General features: G+C 57.6%; 14 protein-coding genes and 1 pseudogene. 4 read left to right on the top strand and 11 right to left on the bottom strand.

Going from position 1 to position 15,047, the window contains the following annotated elements:
• Positions 1-48: 48 nt before the first annotated feature.
• The 5 genes from F9K07_RS29910 to F9K07_RS29890 form a co-directional block, all read right to left on the bottom strand.
• A complete protein-coding gene (locus F9K07_RS29910) occupies positions 49-393 on the bottom strand; it encodes a CzcE family metal-binding protein (protein ID WP_159597256.1) in 345 nt (114 codons plus the stop codon).
• Positions 394-618: 225 nt separating this feature from the next.
• Positions 619-1,953, bottom strand: a complete 1,335-nt coding sequence (locus F9K07_RS29905; protein WP_159597255.1) for a heavy metal sensor histidine kinase — start codon at positions 1,951-1,953, stop codon at positions 619-621.
• Positions 1,950-2,636, bottom strand: a complete 687-nt coding sequence (locus tag F9K07_RS29900; protein ID WP_159597254.1) for a heavy metal response regulator transcription factor — start codon at positions 2,634-2,636, stop codon at positions 1,950-1,952. Before F9K07_RS29900 ends, F9K07_RS29905 begins: the two co-directional genes overlap by 4 nt.
• The gene (locus tag F9K07_RS29895) at positions 2,617-2,964 is read right to left on the bottom strand and encodes a hypothetical protein (protein ID WP_159597253.1); all 348 of its coding nucleotides are present in this window, start codon (positions 2,962-2,964) and stop codon (positions 2,617-2,619) included. The genes F9K07_RS29900 and F9K07_RS29895 overlap by 20 nt, the downstream gene beginning before the upstream one ends.
• A 132-nt stretch (positions 2,965-3,096) precedes the next feature.
• A complete protein-coding gene (locus tag F9K07_RS29890; RefSeq protein WP_159597252.1) occupies positions 3,097-4,086 on the bottom strand; it encodes a porin in 990 nt (329 codons plus the stop codon).
• A 420-nt stretch (positions 4,087-4,506) separates the two neighbouring features.
• On the opposite strand from F9K07_RS29890, the gene F9K07_RS29885 reads away from it, so the two are divergent.
• Together F9K07_RS29885 and F9K07_RS29880 are read left to right on the top strand one after the other, a co-directional pair.
• Positions 4,507-6,054, top strand: coding sequence for a tetratricopeptide repeat protein (locus F9K07_RS29885; RefSeq protein ID WP_159597251.1), 1,548 nt, complete (start codon positions 4,507-4,509; stop codon positions 6,052-6,054).
• Positions 6,055-6,181: 127 nt separating this feature from the next.
• Entirely contained in the window at positions 6,182-6,466 is a 285-nt protein-coding gene (locus F9K07_RS29880; RefSeq protein WP_159597250.1) for a CopK family periplasmic copper-binding protein, read from the top strand.
• 11 nt (positions 6,467-6,477) lie between these two features.
• Here F9K07_RS29880 and F9K07_RS29875 read toward each other — a convergent pair whose 3' ends face one another.
• From F9K07_RS29875 to F9K07_RS29855, 5 genes are all read right to left on the bottom strand, one after another.
• Complete coding sequence (locus tag F9K07_RS29875; protein WP_268894771.1) at positions 6,478-7,848, bottom strand: heavy metal sensor histidine kinase; 1,371 nt, start codon at positions 7,846-7,848, stop codon at positions 6,478-6,480.
• 15 nt (positions 7,849-7,863) lie between these two features.
• Positions 7,864-8,556 carry a heavy metal response regulator transcription factor gene (locus tag F9K07_RS29870; RefSeq protein ID WP_159597248.1) on the bottom strand — a complete coding sequence of 231 codons (693 nt, stop codon included), beginning with the start codon at positions 8,554-8,556 and terminating at the stop codon, positions 7,864-7,866.
• Between the two features lie 320 nt (positions 8,557-8,876).
• A complete protein-coding gene (locus tag F9K07_RS29865) occupies positions 8,877-9,221 on the bottom strand; it encodes a CzcE family metal-binding protein (protein WP_159597247.1) in 345 nt (114 codons plus the stop codon).
• A gap of 210 nt (positions 9,222-9,431) precedes the next feature.
• Positions 9,432-10,528 (bottom strand): IS3 family transposase gene (locus tag F9K07_RS29860; RefSeq protein WP_442907461.1). Its coding sequence is split into 2 segments (ribosomal slippage): positions 9,432-10,276 and positions 10,276-10,528, totalling 1,098 coding nucleotides; the frame shifts between segments, so codons are not numbered across the junction.
• Positions 10,529-10,656: 128 nt separating this feature from the next.
• Entirely contained in the window at positions 10,657-11,691 is a 1,035-nt protein-coding gene (locus tag F9K07_RS29855) for a porin (RefSeq protein ID WP_159597246.1), read from the bottom strand.
• Between the two features lie 471 nt (positions 11,692-12,162).
• Here F9K07_RS29855 and F9K07_RS29845 point away from each other — a divergent pair.
• Positions 12,163-13,298 (top strand): IS3 family transposase gene (locus F9K07_RS29845; RefSeq protein ID WP_201451459.1). Its coding sequence is split into 2 segments (ribosomal slippage): positions 12,163-12,415 and positions 12,415-13,298, totalling 1,137 coding nucleotides; the frame shifts between segments, so codons are not numbered across the junction.
• A 16-nt stretch (positions 13,299-13,314) separates the two neighbouring features.
• Here F9K07_RS29845 and F9K07_RS29840 read toward each other — a convergent pair.
• Positions 13,315-13,602: pseudogene (locus tag F9K07_RS29840) on the bottom strand (IS3 family transposase); the annotation flags it as partial.
• Positions 13,603-13,666: 64 nt separating this feature from the next.
• On the opposite strand from F9K07_RS29840, the gene F9K07_RS29835 reads away from it, so the two are divergent.
• Complete coding sequence (locus tag F9K07_RS29835) at positions 13,667-15,043, top strand: IS30 family transposase (protein ID WP_159597175.1); 1,377 nt, start codon at positions 13,667-13,669, stop codon at positions 15,041-15,043.
• The last annotated feature ends 4 nt before the right edge of the window (positions 15,044-15,047 follow it).

Genomic DNA, 15,047 nt, shown 5'->3' with positions numbered 1-15,047 from the left:
AATCCCCGTCCCGGCAGCGCGGATTCGCCCACTACGAGCGATGAAGGCTCAGCTGCGATACAGCGGATTACGACTCACGAACACTCGGAACTGCTTGTCGGAGAAGCCGGCTGGGGCAATCTTGGCAAGGTCCCAGGAACGGCCACCAACACCGTTGAACGTCCATGTGAACTGGTTGCCTCCATTGCCGCGAAAGACGACTGTCTCACCGTAGGAAACGTTCGCGTAGCTGGACGCACTCAGGTCGATGACACGTGCCGATGCCGTGGCAGGAGCGGGTTGGCCAATCAGCGCCTGCTCCTTGCTGGAAACGCCAGCAGCGGAGGCGCTGGCCAGGGTGGCTGCAATTGAGACTGCGAAGGCGGCTTGTCGGAAGGTATGGATTTTGGACATGTAGGACCTCATAAGTGATTTGGAAAGCCTCTCGTGTGAGGCAACAGCTGCCGTTTCGGCACTGAGAAGCACTTTATGAGTTGGTCCTCAACAACATGAAGTCATCAAAATGACAAATCAGTCATATTCGAAAGCTACGCGGAAACAGGAGTGCGCGGTCGACCGGCTGCGCGGCAAAAGTGCCCGCTAGATTGCCCACACTAATGTGGCAAAGCGGCTTTCGACCTACTTAGCCAACCGCTTCAGACGGATGCCCACGCTGGTGACTCCGTGGCTCGATGCAGCCACGGTCGTGCCGCCATGCATACGCGCAATGGCCGCAACAATTGAGAGACCGAGGCCGTGATTCTTGCTAGCTCCGCTGCGTGATGCATCGGCTCGAAAGAATCGGTCAAACATCCTAGAGAGGGTCTGGGTGTCAACCGGGGCCCCACGATTCTCGACAAGAACCGTCACCTGCTCGAAAGCATCGGGTTCAATCCTCACTACGATGCTCGAGCCCTTTGTGGCGTAGCGAGTGGCATTGCTAACCAGGTTAGAGAACGCGCGCTGCAACAGCTGCAGGTCGAACTCGCCATCGACGTCCCCCTTCACCTCAAGGGTTAGTCCAGCATCATCGAGGGTAGCTTCGTGGTATTCGGCAACACGCCGTACGACTGCCGCGAGGCTTGGAGTCGATGTGCGACGCGCAGCCGCCCCCCTGTCTGCTTGCGAGAGAAACAGCATGTCGTGCACTATTCCAGCGATGCGCTGCAGATCCTCCAGATTCGAACCGAGCAACTCACGTATCTCGTCCAGGCTCTTGGATGAATTCATCGCCAGTTCAGCACCGCTCATCAATGTAGTCAGCGGCGTCAACAACTCGTGGGCGACGTCAGCGTTGAAGCCCTCCATTTGTTCATAAGACTGGTCGAGTCGGGCCAACAAATCGTTGAATTGCGCAATCAACGGAGCGAGCTCGTCGGGCTGTCGCGAACCATCCAGTCGGATGTGCAGCGTCCCTGCTGTGAGCACTTTCACCTGTGCCGAGAGCTCGCGCAAAGGCCGCAATCCAAGCCACACCAGGAGAAATCCGCCGAAGGAAATCAGCAGTACACCTCCAACCGCCGCCCCAAAGAGAATCCAGGCGATGCGTCGCAACACCAGCGCATCGCCACCTACATCCAGCGACAACTCCGTGCGAAGCATTTTCTGACCAGGTTTCGGGGAGTCGAGGTTGAACTGAATCGTTCGTCGCTCATGCCTCGACGGTGGCAGCAGTTTCTGGTGAAAAATTGCTCCATCTGTCTGTGCGACAGAAAGCCCGAGTTGGGGATGGCCAACCATGAAGTCGTCGAGCTCATGCTTGAGCTTGACTTCATTGCCGTTGCGCGCGGCCTCGGAGGCAAGATATGTCAGCAGCGCCCGCTTCTGGTCCAACTCCTCAAGCTGCCGCGCCTTGAACGCGTAGTGTGTGGCTCCGTACACCGTTGCACACACGATTAGCAGCCCACCCAAGCTTTGCCACGCAAGCCAGGCCGACAGCCGTCGTCCTAGCGAATTTGCGCTATTCCGATTCATTCTTGTCGGGGTTCTAGGATGTAGCCAACGCCCCGAACCGTGTGAATCAACGGGCTGTCAAACGGCACATCCACTTTGGTGCGCAAGCGTCGGACCGCAGCGTCCACCACATTTGTGTTGCTGTCGAAGTTCATGTCCCACACTTGCGAGGCAATTTCGGTTCTCGAAAGTACTTGGCCCTGTCGTCGCAGGAGCAAGGAAAGAAGACTGAACTCTTGAGATGTCAGGAGAATCTTTTGCCCTCGGCGAGACACCTTGCGACCGACTAGGTCAACCTCTAGGTCAGCCACACTAAGCACCGTGGGCTGCTCAGCTCCCACTCCTGTCTGTTCTCTTCTCAACAATGCCTGAACCCTGGCAACGAGTTCAGAAAATGCAAACGGCTTGACCATGTAGTCATCTGCACCTGTGTTCAGGCCGCGCACTCTGTCTTCGACCTTTATTCTCGCAGTCAGCATCAAGACCCTTGTGCGCTTGGTCTGACGCAACGCGGCCAACAAGCCAAGCCCGTCAATGCCAGGAAGCATGCCGTCTAGCACGATGAGGTCGTAGTCGGACTCCATTGCGAGATGCAAGCCATCGATGCCATTGTGCGCAAGGTCCACGACGAAACCAGCTTCCTGGAGGCCTTTCCGAAGGTACTCCGCCAGTTTCACTTCATCCTCAATCACCAACAGCTTCATGTGCCTCGAGTCCAAAAAAAGTGGTCGTGGGTGGCGTGCTCCGCGATTGCTTGGTGCGCGCCTGCTGGTGCGGCTCTTGAACACCGCTCTTCAAGAGGTACCCCCACCTGAAGTAGCCAGGAGCGAGCGCTGCCGGAGAGAAGGTCGATTCGCGCATCGATGTCATGACTTCGCGCCAGACGCGAGAGGCAAAACAACCTGGCTCTTGCAGGCCGACGCCTTCAGATGAGACATGAGGAAGTGTACCGAAGCGGGCATCACGTGACACCTGTGCCGGCAAACGCCCAATGGACTTCACGCCACCGATAAAGAAGGCGATGCTATTCATTTATGGAATCCCACACGCGGCTTGTGGCCGTGGGTCCAAAAGACAAAGGGCCTCGCATCCTTGAAGGAACGCGAGGCCTCTTTCTTCAAAAGCTAACCCTCGGGCAGCGAGGCTGCCGAGAGCGCGAGCAGCTTAGAAGTTGTGGCGAATGCCCACTGCAACGGAGCTGAAATCGGCACCAGCGGTGCCGGTCATATAGGTCGCGTTGGTGCTGTTGTTCACGCGGGTGTAGTAACCGTAGACCTTCGTGCGCTTGCTCAGGTTGTAGTTGTAGCCCAGCGTGTATTGCGTAGCGTCGCTGTCGGCGATGTTCTCGTATTCGCCTGCACGGCCCACGTTCACGTGAAACTCCGAGGCGCCAACGCTGTAGGCCGCAGCCAAGCGCAGATTGTTGCGCGTTCCAGCTCCGGTAGCCAGCAGCTGGTTTGCGTCCTTGTTGCGCTGATAGTAGCCACCAACGGTAAATTGACCAAAGGAATACAAAGCACGCAAGGAGAACTGCTTGTTGCTATCAATGGCGCTGTAGCCTGCGCCAAGGTCCAGTGCGCCCATGGCGTAGTTGGCAGCAAAGTCATAGCCGTTCTTGCCTCCGGTACCGGGTGCTTGCTCATGCAGCACAACAGAACCTTCCGCAGTGAAGCCACCGATGTTGGGGGTGCGGTAAGCAATCTTGTTGCCGGTGCCTGGACCGCCGAACCATACCGGGTCGTAGTACAGAGCGTCAGACGAGGATCCCGTGTCGTGGTTGTGCATGCTGACATAGTCGGCAGACGCGAAGTACGAGGCGGGGAAGAAGTTGCCCAGGCGAACGGTACCAAATCCGCCCGACAGGTTCACTTCGCTGTGGCGACCGAAAAGCGCACCACTGCCAACACCGGTGTCCGACTGGAAACCGCTTTCCAGCTGGAAGCCAGCGGTCAGACCGCCACCGAGATCCTCGACGCCCTTGAAGCCAAAGCGCGAGCTGTTGTTGGCCACAACAGTGGTCTTCACGCCGCCCACATCTTGGCGTTCCACCGTGGTATTCACACGGCCGTACAGCGTCACGCTGCTTTGGGCAAAGGCGGCAGTGGTCCCGAGGAGGGCGAGCACGGCCAGTGCCGAACGATTCGTCTTGTTCATGAGATTTCCTTTACGCTGATAGCTCTATTCAGAGACTAGTTTGGGGGGACGAATCGCACCTCGCATGTTGGCCAAAATGTCACTGAAGACGAACAGCCAAAATTGATGGCTGTCTGACCAAGCACATGACGACGGTGCGTACCCGTGACTATGTTCACGTCTACGCATGAACGCTCCCCCCGCGTCAATTTTTGGAAAATTCGCTAGTGATTTGCATGAAAACTGGCGAAATCCGTTGCTCTCTTCGAACGCGCCAACCCGGACCATCCTTCCGGCGTTGTGTTTTTCCGTCACTACGTACGGGAAGTCCACTTCATGAAAATAACAAATTGGTGACGACATCGTCATCAGCGCGAAAGCTTGTGGAAACCAGCATCTCGATAGATTCACCGACAAGTTTCTATCGAAGTTCTGGAGAACATGCGACGTCAAGACGTTCAACTGCTGGCCCTTGCGAGACAAGGCGACTTGGATGCGCTATGCGAGGTTGGGCAACGCTACTTGGAGGGTGTGCAGGGCTTTCCAAAGTACACCGACCTAGGCCTTAAATACCTATCCCACCCAGCGCTTTCCGCTTCGGAGCGCTCCGCCAAAATCATTGCGGAAGGCCTTTCGTTGAGCGACCTCGTCCAGCGCGACCTGGTCCCAATACTGGTTGCCGCAGCAAGTGCTGGCTCGTCAGCCGCTTGCCTCAAGCTGGGGGTATGGCGTGGTTTTACGCAACTGGACGACGAGCTTGCACTTGAGCTATGGGAGCGAGCCGAAACCTTGGGGAGTGAGACAGCCTCAAACGCTCTAAGCGCTTACAAGAACTCCAAGGAAAGCCGTCTCTTGTCGGCATTGAAAACGCTTGTCGAGGAGCCAGACATCGCGACAGAAGATACTGTTGCGCACGCGCTCTTCGAGGCCACGCGTACTGTAGATTCTGCACTCGTCATTCGGCTGCTCAAGTTCGCTACCGCGCTGCCCTTAGAACGAGGCTCCGGGCTGTGCGATGCCGTATGCGGCGGCCTTGTCTTCCTGCAACGCAATCAGGTGTCTCTTCCCGAGCTTGACAGTACGACGCTTCATGCCATCTTGGAGGACTGCGTGGGCCGAAGGAATGCCGAAGCGGCGTTGCTTTTGGGCCGCGCGTTCTGCGGCATAGACACCGCATTTGCGGCGTCTGAGAGTCTTGTTCCCAAGCGAAATCTTCGAGGGGGTACTGCGCTACTACTTCGTGCGGCGGATGCAGGTCTGAGTGAGGCCTGGCTGCTCCTTTACCGAGTTCACTCAGACGGCCATGGCTCTGTGGCAAATCCTCACGCGGCGCTCTTCTTTCTTGAAAAAGCTGCAGCGAGTGGCAACGCCAATGCGCAACGTCAGCTTGGCGCCATGATTCTCAAATCAGCTACAGGAATGGCAGAGCAGGAACTTGGACTTCATTGGATGTCACAAGCTGCAGCCCAAGACGACGTCATTGCGAAAAGCCTTCTGCAGTCGTTCGTTCTTCCGGTGCAAGGAACTGACGACGATGCTCTACATGTCATTGAGGAGTTAGAAAAAATCGACCCCTGGGTCGCACATCGCCTGCGCGTCTCGAGGAATTTTGGATTGACCAAAGCTGAAGCAACGTGCGTAGACGTGGTGTCCGGCGTAAGGTCTTGGGGCTTAGTTGTTTCAAGCGGAGCTGCAGACCGCTACCAGAGAACCAGGTTTGGACGAGCGATACCGGCGCTAAAGGGTCAATTTGTTGACAGCTTACGAGAGTCTGCCGAGTTCTTCCGACTCGCAGGTGAGGGCCCAGTGCTGTCCAACGCTGAACAGCGACAGCGATCGCAGAAGCTTCGATATCGGCTTGATCGCAGCGGCGTCGACGAGTCCATGTTCTTCGCGCAAGTCACTACGTCGACCCTCACCTCACTGCGCCAGGGATCCAGCTGGGCGCAAGGGCTACGACAAACTTTGCGAACCGCTATTGCCAACTGAACGCGCTGTCCTGACAAAAAAGTAATGCTCAAGCAGCGCTCTCGTCACGGCCATCTGGGTAGCGTAGGGGGGTACGTAGGTACTCCGAAGCAATAGTGCTATTCGGACAATCAAAGAAGGAACACATATGAAAGCGAAACTTGCCATCGCGGCTCTTGCTCTTGCCTCCACCTCCACCTTCGCTGGGCACGCTGCCGTCGAAGCCGCCAAGGAAACCATCCCACTCAAGGACGGAGGCAGTCTCTACATCTTCCCTGATGGGAAGATGGGCAAGGAAAGCCGGGTAGGTACCTCCGTGTATTTGAAGAAAGGCGAAGTTCTGGAGGCCGCAGATGGTCGCTCAATCCCTGTCACGAGCAACGAAGTGGCCCGCATGGACTATCTTCTGAACAAAGGCCACAGCAACAACTGAAGAGAGTTCCCCTAGTGCGACAGGGACACCACCTTCTCAAATTCGAGGACAAAGGTGTTGGCCCCTGCTAGGGACCTCAGCTCGACTTGACCGTGGTGGGCTCTCATGATGGCTTTGGTGATAGCAAGGCCTAGGCCCAGACCTCCAGCATCTTTTGCGCTCGGCGAAGAGAGTCGCACAAAGCGGTCAAAGAGCGACGCTTGAGAGGCAACAGGAATCTCTTCTCCCCTGTTGGTAATCGCCAAACTGGCCTTGCCTTCAGCAGTGTTGATGCTGATATCGATGGTGGATGCGGGCTGCGCATACTTCACTGCATTTGACAGCAGATTGCTGATTGCTCGACGAATCATCAGACGGTCACCTTGCACTCGAGCGGAGCCCCTGACTGAAAAGTTTAGCGCCTTTTCGCTTGCCGTAACGTCATAGAAATCAACCAACGATTGAGACTCTACGTCGAGCTCGACGAGTTGCACAGATGGCAGAGCGTGCATGTTCTCCGTTCGCGCCAGGAAGAGCATGTCCGAGATAGTTCGCGCTTGGTCTTGCAGTTCTTCCGATATCGTCTCAATCGTGCTTCGATACTCGTCACTGGTTCGTGATTGAGCCAGTGTGACTTGCGCGACAGTCAGAAGGTTGCTGACTGGAGTTCTCATCTCATGCGCCAGATTTGCCGAGAACGCGCTCAGGCGGTCAAAGTCGCTTTGGAGACGATCCAGCAAGCCGTTCAGCGAGTTAGCAAGTTCACGCATCTCCTTTGGCCAGCTCTGTGCAGAGATCCGCTCCGATAGCCTATTGGCGTTTATTTGCTCCGCTCTTGCTCTCATCGTAATAAGCGGCTGTAGGCCGCCCCGGCTTGCTAGCCAGCCGAGCATCGTGCCCACCACTACTGCGAAGCACACATACCCCAAGGTCTTCATGGACAACACGTCAAGGAAGTCTGTGTGCTGCCGCGTGTCTACTGCGGCAATCACAGAGAGCTTCTTTGAGACGTTCCCGCCAAGACTGACCTCAAAGCGTTTGGCATGAAAGCTGTGAGCTGTTCTTCGCCAGTCTTTGGCCTTCCCGGCACCGGAGAATTCTTCTGCCAGGCCTGCTGGCAATTGCAAATCTCGATGTTCGAATAGGTCGCCAGTGTCGCTGAGAACCTTGACGTAGAGCCCGGCGTGCCCTGGCATGCTTGTCGCAAGCCACCCCCTCAGCTCATCCTCCGACCGGCTGTTTCGCGCCGCTTCAGCGACGAGCTGAACTTTGCCCTGCAGCAGCAGCTCGTCCAGCTCATGGAACCGGCTGCTTGTTTCTCGAAAGACCAGCCACGAGAATCCAGCTAGGACTACCGTCAGCACGCAGGCGAACAGAAGCGTCAGTCGAGCAGTTAACGACATAATTCTCGAACACTTTCAGGGCTCGGTCTCGGGCTCGGGCTCGTCGAGCACGTAGCCCATGCCACGCACTGTTCTAAGCAGCTTGGCATCGAACGCGTCATCGATTTTTGACCGGAGCCGCCCCACCGCGACAACAATCACATTGCTCTCGCTGTCGAAGTTGATGTCCCACATCAGCGAAGCTATCAATGTGCGTGGGAGAACCTCCCCTTGGCGCCGCATGAAGAGCTCAAGTAGTCCGAACTCCTTCGCTGTCAGGTCCAGGCGACGACCCGCCCTGCTCGCCCTTCTTCGCACGAGGTCAAGCTGAAGGTCGGCCACTTGGAGCGTTGTGGACTCCTGTGACTGGATACCTCTGCGCAGCACCGTCTTTATGCGTGCGAGAAGCTCGGAGAACGAAAACGGCTTGATAAGGTAGTCATCTGCTCCCAACTCAAGGCCTTTGACACGGTCTTCAATGCTGTCTCTCGCCGTAAGGTACAGAACCGGCAGATGAGGCTTTTTTCTCCGCAATGAGCGAAGCACCGACCATCCGTCAATTCCAGGCAAATTCACGTCCAGTAGCACTAGGTCGTAGTCACCCTCCGTAGCCTCGTGCAAACCGTCAACACCATCCCGCATCAACTCGGTGTAGTACCCCGCTTCTCTCAGACCTTTCTTGAGGTACTCGCCCGTATGGGCTTCGTCTTCCACGATAAGAATTTTCATACGGTGACCGTCTCCAAGGGCCAGCAGTTTGGCACGTGAATTTCTTCAATCTGGAATGTGACGAACATGTAATTCGGCTGACAGAGGGTTGTTGCACTCCGGGGCTAAATGGCGTCCTTTCGATGAGGAGCCCGGCCCGGACCCGCAAGGCGATGCGCTTTTAGACGATAAAGCGCCTGCTGGGGTCCAAGTCCAGAGCGGAGCATGTGAAAGGCGGTGATTGGTCGCGATCAAGCAACCTTCACCGCCACCCCATCTCACCGTGGCGCGGATATGAACCGGAGCTACTGGCCCACGAGCCAGGTACTGGTAGTGACCACTCAACGGCGATACAACGGATTCTTGGTCACGTAAACACGATAGTCCTTGCTCGTGAAGCCGGCAGGCGCGAACTGGGCAAGATCCCAGGAGCGACCATCCAGACCATTGAAGGTCCACGAAAACTTTTTACCGTCCGTGCCTACAAAGGAGACCGTTTCCCCATACTTGACGTTGGCGTACTTGGTTGCTTCAACGTCCACGATTCTCGAGCCAGCGTCCGCGCTGGCCGACTGGCCTTGGACCGACTGACCATTGCGGAACGTTTCAGCTGCAGACACTGCCCCCAAAGTGCTGGTGAATGCGACTGCAATTGCTGCGATACGGAGTGTTGAAAGTGCTTTCATTTGGAACCTCATTGGTGAATAGAACGGACTCTTGAGCTAGGCAAGGTTGCCCTCAAGAACCGACATCAACTTTAAAAATCAGGCTCCTACAACATCGAGACCGAAGAATGACAAATTCGTCATGTTGCTCAGGAGGAAGGCGAGTTCATCTCTACGCGCACGCGAAAAAGCACGCAGACCTGCTGAAGTCCCCTCGATTTCCTGCGCCATTCAGAAGTAGAGGTTGGGGAACAGTTTGACACGGTACTCGACAGGCGGGATTCTGCCGAGAGCTTCATGGGGCCGATGGTGGTTGTAGCGGTGCAGCCAGTCGGCTGTCATTTCACGCACCTCCTTCAAGCTGTCGAAGACGTAGCAATCGAGCACCTCGGTGCGGTAGGTCTTGTTGAAGCGTTCGACATAGGCGTTCTGCGTGGGCTTACCAGGCTGGATGTGGTTGAGGGCGATGCCCTTGGATTGCGCCCACTGGGCCAGCGCATTGGCGATGAACTCGGGGCCGTTGTCCAGGCGAATCGACAGCGGCGCGCCGCGTGCCTCCACCAGCTCGTTCAAGGCCCGGATGACCCGCGCGGCCGGCAGGCTGGTGTCGACCTCGATACGAAGGCCTTCGCGGTTGAACTCGTCGATGACATTGAAGGTCCTGAAGCGCCGCCCCGACCACAGCGCATCGGACATGAAGTCGCAGCTCCAGCCGTGATTGGGCTGGGCTGCAGCCTGCAGCGGTTGTTTGACGCGCGCTGGCAACCGTTTCTTGCCCCGCCGAGGCAGGTTCAGCCGCAGCTCGCAGTACACGCGCCAGAGCACCGTCTTGCCCCAGGGCTTTCCCTGGTGGCGCGCGCTGTCGTACAGCAAGCCGAAGCCGTGACGCGGGTTCAGTGCCATGTGGGCCTGGATGAAGCTGATGACCCCGGAGTCGTCGCGTGCAACCGGTCGGTAGCGCAGCGTTGAGCGGGAGATGCCACTTGCCTGGCAGGCACGTCGCTCACTCATGCCGTGCTCGGCCACGAGGGCCTGAACGACCATATCGCGACGCTCCGGGGTCAGAGCTTTCGGTCAACGACGTCCTTGAGCGCGTGGTGCATCAGCGCCAGGTCGGCGTACATGCGCTTGAGCTTGGCGTTCTCGTCCTGCAACTGCCGCAGCTGCGATAGGTGCGAGACCGTCATGCCAGAGAACTGGCTCTTCCACTTGTAGTACGTCGGCTCGCTGATGCCGTGCTTCCTGCACGTCTCTGCAACCTTCGCGCCAAGCTCGACCTCCTTGAGGATGCCGACCATCTGCGCTTCACTGAATCTGGATTTCTTCATGTAGAGACTCCTGCTGGGGGAATTCTCTACTTCCAACTGGTTCAGGTTTTCGAGGGGACTTCACTGCCATACCGGCAAATCTGCGTGCCAGAAGAACCCGAGGTCACCCCGAGAACCGGGGTATCTGCTTAGAAGGTGTGGCGCAGGCCCACTTCGAAGCCGGAGGAGTTTTCACCTCCCAGCATGCCGGCAGGAGGCGTTCCGAGGACAGAACTACGAGCAGCGCCGTCGTTGCTGATGCGGCTATACGTGGTGTAGAGCGCTGTACGCTTCGACAGGTCATGCACATAGCCGATTGCGAGACGTGTGCTGTCGTCGCCGTCTGCGTAGCCAGAGCCCACTGGACCGCCAGATCGATTGGCTCGCGTGTAGCCAACGCGGATGGTGCCGGTGGCAACAGGAACGCTGGCGCCGATAGAAATGTCCTGCGTCTTGCGGCCGCTCCACGCCTTCACGTCATACAGCGTGTGCAACGTCGCAAAGCCAAACATGTAGTTGAACTTGACGTTGTAGTGTTTGAAGTCAGAAGGCGTTCCAACATCGGTGACGCCGTATGCCACACCAACGTCCATCGCCGAGTTCTTGTATCCGAGCCCACCGCCCGTATAGCGGTTGCCCACAATTCCTTCGCCTGGCGCGACTTGAATCTGGCCATACACGCCACCCATAGCGGGCAGCAGGTAGCTGATTGCATTGTCCGCGCGGAGAACCGTGCTGGCCACGCTGCCCAGGTTCGAGCCAGCTCCATAGAGGAAGATGCCGCGTGAGCCAATACCCACGATTCCAAATTCGTCGCCCAAACCGTTCATGAAAGTGGGGGTGTAGTCGCGACCCAGTCGGACTTCACCAAACCCGCCGCTCAGACTCACCGTCGAACGGCGGCCGAAGAACTTTGCGGGGTCCGCTGTACCAGTGTCGACGGCGAACTGCGATTCGAGGTGGAAGCTGGCCTTCAGGCCCCCCCCGAGGTCTTCCACGCCGCGCAGACCCCAGCGACTGGTCATGTTGTCGCCAGAAGCAAGTTGAGTTTTCGATCCGTCAGATCCGTTCTTCACCGAACGCACCGCAGCGTCGACAACGCCAAATAGCGTCACAGAGGATTGTGCGCTTGCGACTGTGGACAAGGCTGCCAGCGCAGCGAGCGTCAGCATTTTCCTGTTCATATTGATTGCTCCTAGTTTGGGTTTGGTACGCACCTCCAACTGCTCTCGTCGCAGCCACTGGCTGCAAGAAAGCTTGGTGCGATACGTAGGCTATGGGCACAACAAGGAATGAAGCCGGTCGGCATTGAGTTGCAGAAACAATCGCAAGTGATTTCTCTTACAGGAGCCGCCATCTGTGTGCTGACGTCCACGGCTCGCTGCACTTGCGCTCACTACAGGCATGAAATCTAGCCACGAGGTAAATCTAGCCACGAGGTTCCAGTGCCTTAGGGAAGGTCAGCACAACCTCGGCAGTGGCTGCGTGATGTGAGACATTGAGGACATGAAGCAAATGAGCCTGGGCGAGAGTGGGTACGAGCGCAAGACAAAGTGGGCTGCTGCCGGTTCCGTTGACACCGACCTAAGCTTCTTGGACTGCCCCTGGTCCGGTAGACAAACCCCGCCTATCCTTTGAGCATAGGAGGAAGTGCGATGAGCACCCAAAGGTTTTCACCAGAATTCAAGGAAGAGGCAGTCAAACAGGTCGTCGAACGCGGTTACACCGTGCCCGATGTGGCCGCCCGTTTAGGCGTGTCAGCACACAGTCTGTACAAGTGGGTCAAGGCCGTTGCGCCAGACAAGTCCGAGCAGCAATCCAAGGAGTTGCTGGAGGCCAAGAGCGAAATTCTTCGGCTGCGTGCCCAGATGCGCCGCATTGAAGAGGAGCGCGACCTACTAAAAAAAGCCGCGCGGTACTTTGCCAGGGAGCCCGAGTGAAGTACCGCTTCATGATCGAACATCGTCATGAATTTGCCCTGAGCCTGATGTGCAGGGTGCTGCAGGTGGCGCGCGCAGGCTTCTATGCATGGCTGCAATGCCCGCAGTCCGAGCGGGCCAAAGACGACGCTCGGCTGCTTGAAATGATTCGAAATTCATACGCAGCAAGTCACGGCGTCTATGGTGCTCGGCGGGTGTTTGCAGATCTTCGCGAGGCGGGTGAAACCTGCGGCCTGCATCGTGTGGAGCGCCTCATGCAGCGCCACAAGATCAAGGCTGTGCGTGGCTACAAGAAGCCTCGATCGATTGCAGGAAGACCCTCCCTCATTGCGCCAAACCACCTGCAACGCGAATTCACGGTGGACGCGCCCAACAAGGTCTGGGTCACCGACATCACCTACATCCGGACCTGGCAAGGCTGGCTGTATCTGGCGGTGGTCTTGGACCTCTACGCCCGCAAGGTAGTGGGCTGGTCCATGAAGCCCTCGTTGAGCAGAGAGCTCGCGTTGGACGCTGTGCTGATGGCCGTGTGGCGTCGAAAGCCCCAACAGCGGGTCATTGTGCACAGCGACCAGGGCAGCCAGTACGGAAGTGACGACTTCAAGCGGTTTTGTTCAGCCCACGACCTCGAGCCGAGCATGAGCAGACGGGGGAACTGCTGGGACAATGCCGTTGCCGAGTCCTTCTTCAGCAGCCTGAAGAAAGAGCGCATCCAGAAGCGCATTTACAAGACCAGGGACCTGGCACGCTCCGATGTCTTCGACTACATCGAAGCGTTCTACAACCGAACCCGCCGCCACAGCCACCTGGGCGGCGTCAGTCCCGAAGCGTTTGAACGCGCTTCGGCTTGAGGCGACGGTTTGTCTACTAGACCGGGGGCAGTCCATCTTGAGCTCGCTCGAACTGTACGGGACTGAGATAGCCGAGCGTCGAATGCCGACGCGTCGGGTTGTAGAAGCACTCGATGTAATCGAACACGTCTGAACGGGCCTGCCCTCGCGTTCGATACACCTTCCTGGCCGTGCGCTCGGTCTTGAGGGAGCTGAAGAAGCTCTCCATGGCTGAGTTGTCCCAGACCTCGCCGGCCCTGCTCATGCTGCAGGTGATGCCCTGTTCGTCCAGCAGCTTCTGGAAGTGCTCGCTGGTGTACTGGGCGGATTCAATCGGTCGTCGCAACACCTTCAATCATGGAGGTGTTATGGGAAGACCAGCGGGCTGGATGCAAGAGTTAACGGGGCGATCGGCGATGCGATCACCTGGCGCGCCATCGCATCGGCGCGAAGTGGAGCGGCAGTTCTGGCAGCAGATCGCGAGCGGAATCACGAGTGAGAGGGCAGCCGAAGCTGTTGGCGTGTCGCAGCCCGTAGGCACACGCTGGTTCCGGCATCGTGGTGGCATGCCATTGTTCTTATCAAAGTCTGTGTCCGTGAGGTATCTGTCCTTCGCGGAACGAGAAGAGATCGCGCTTCTGCGAGCTCAAGACGTCGGGGTACGGGAGATAGCTCGCCGTCTGGGACGAAGCCCGTCAACGGTCTCGAGGGAGTTGACGCGCAACGCGGCCACCCGCGGTGGCAAGCTCGAGTATCGAGCTTCGGTCGCTCAGTGGAAGTCCGAGCTGGTGGCCAGAAGGCCCAAGCCAGCCAAGCTGGTGGTGAACCCGCTTCTGCGCCAATATGTCCAAGACCGCTTGGAGGGCAACATCCTTGATGCTCAAGGTCGCGAAGTTGCAGGGCCTGTGCAAGCTGCGTTTCTCGGCCGCAACAAGCCTCATCGTAGTGACCGCAAATGGGTCAATGGCTGGTCGCCGGAGCAGATTGCGAACCGGCTGCAGGTCGACTTCCAGGATGATTCGTCCATGCGCATTTCTCACGAAGCCATCTACCAGGCCCTCTATATCCAGGGCAGAGGCGCCCTCAAGCGCGAGCTGGTGGGCTATCTGCGTACAGGGCGTGCGTTGCGCGTGCCACGGGCCAGGGCCCAGGCCAAAGCATGGGCTCATGTCAGCGAGGAGGTGATGATCTCCAGTCGACCTGCAGAGGCAAAAGACCGTGCCGTGCCTGGACATTGGGAAGGGGATTTGATCATCGGCCTGGACAGGTCCGCAATTGGGACGCTGGTGGAGCGGTCGAGCCGCTTCACCATGCTCGTGCACTTGCCTCGCGAGGCAGGCTATGGACTGACTCCCCGGACGAAGAATGGCCCCGCGCTAGCGGGTTACGGGGCAATCACCATGGCCAACGCGCTCAAGAGAATCGTGACCACGCTACCTGCCCAGTTGTGGCAATCACTGACGTGGGATCGTGGCAAGGAACTGTCCGACCATGCTCGATTCACCATTGAGTCCGGAGTGAAGGTCTTCTTTGCCGATCCTCACAGTCCATGGCAGCGCGGCACGAACGAGAACACGAACGGGCTGTTGCGCCAGTACTTCCCGAAAGGCACTGACCTGTCACGGTGGAGCGAGCAGGAGATTCAAGCCGTGGCCCGGACCTTGAACAACAGGCCGCGTAAAACGCTGGGCTGGAAGACACCAGCTGAGACTTTGAACGAGTACCTAAAATCCGTTCGACAACCCGGTGTTGCGACGACCGGTTGAATCC

The organism is Hydrogenophaga sp. BPS33 (genome assembly GCF_009859475.1).
Taxonomy (GTDB): Bacteria; Pseudomonadota; Gammaproteobacteria; order Burkholderiales; family Burkholderiaceae_C; genus Hydrogenophaga.
Note: the sequence above shows the minus strand (reverse complement) of the source record. Positions and strands in the feature narration are given on the sequence as shown.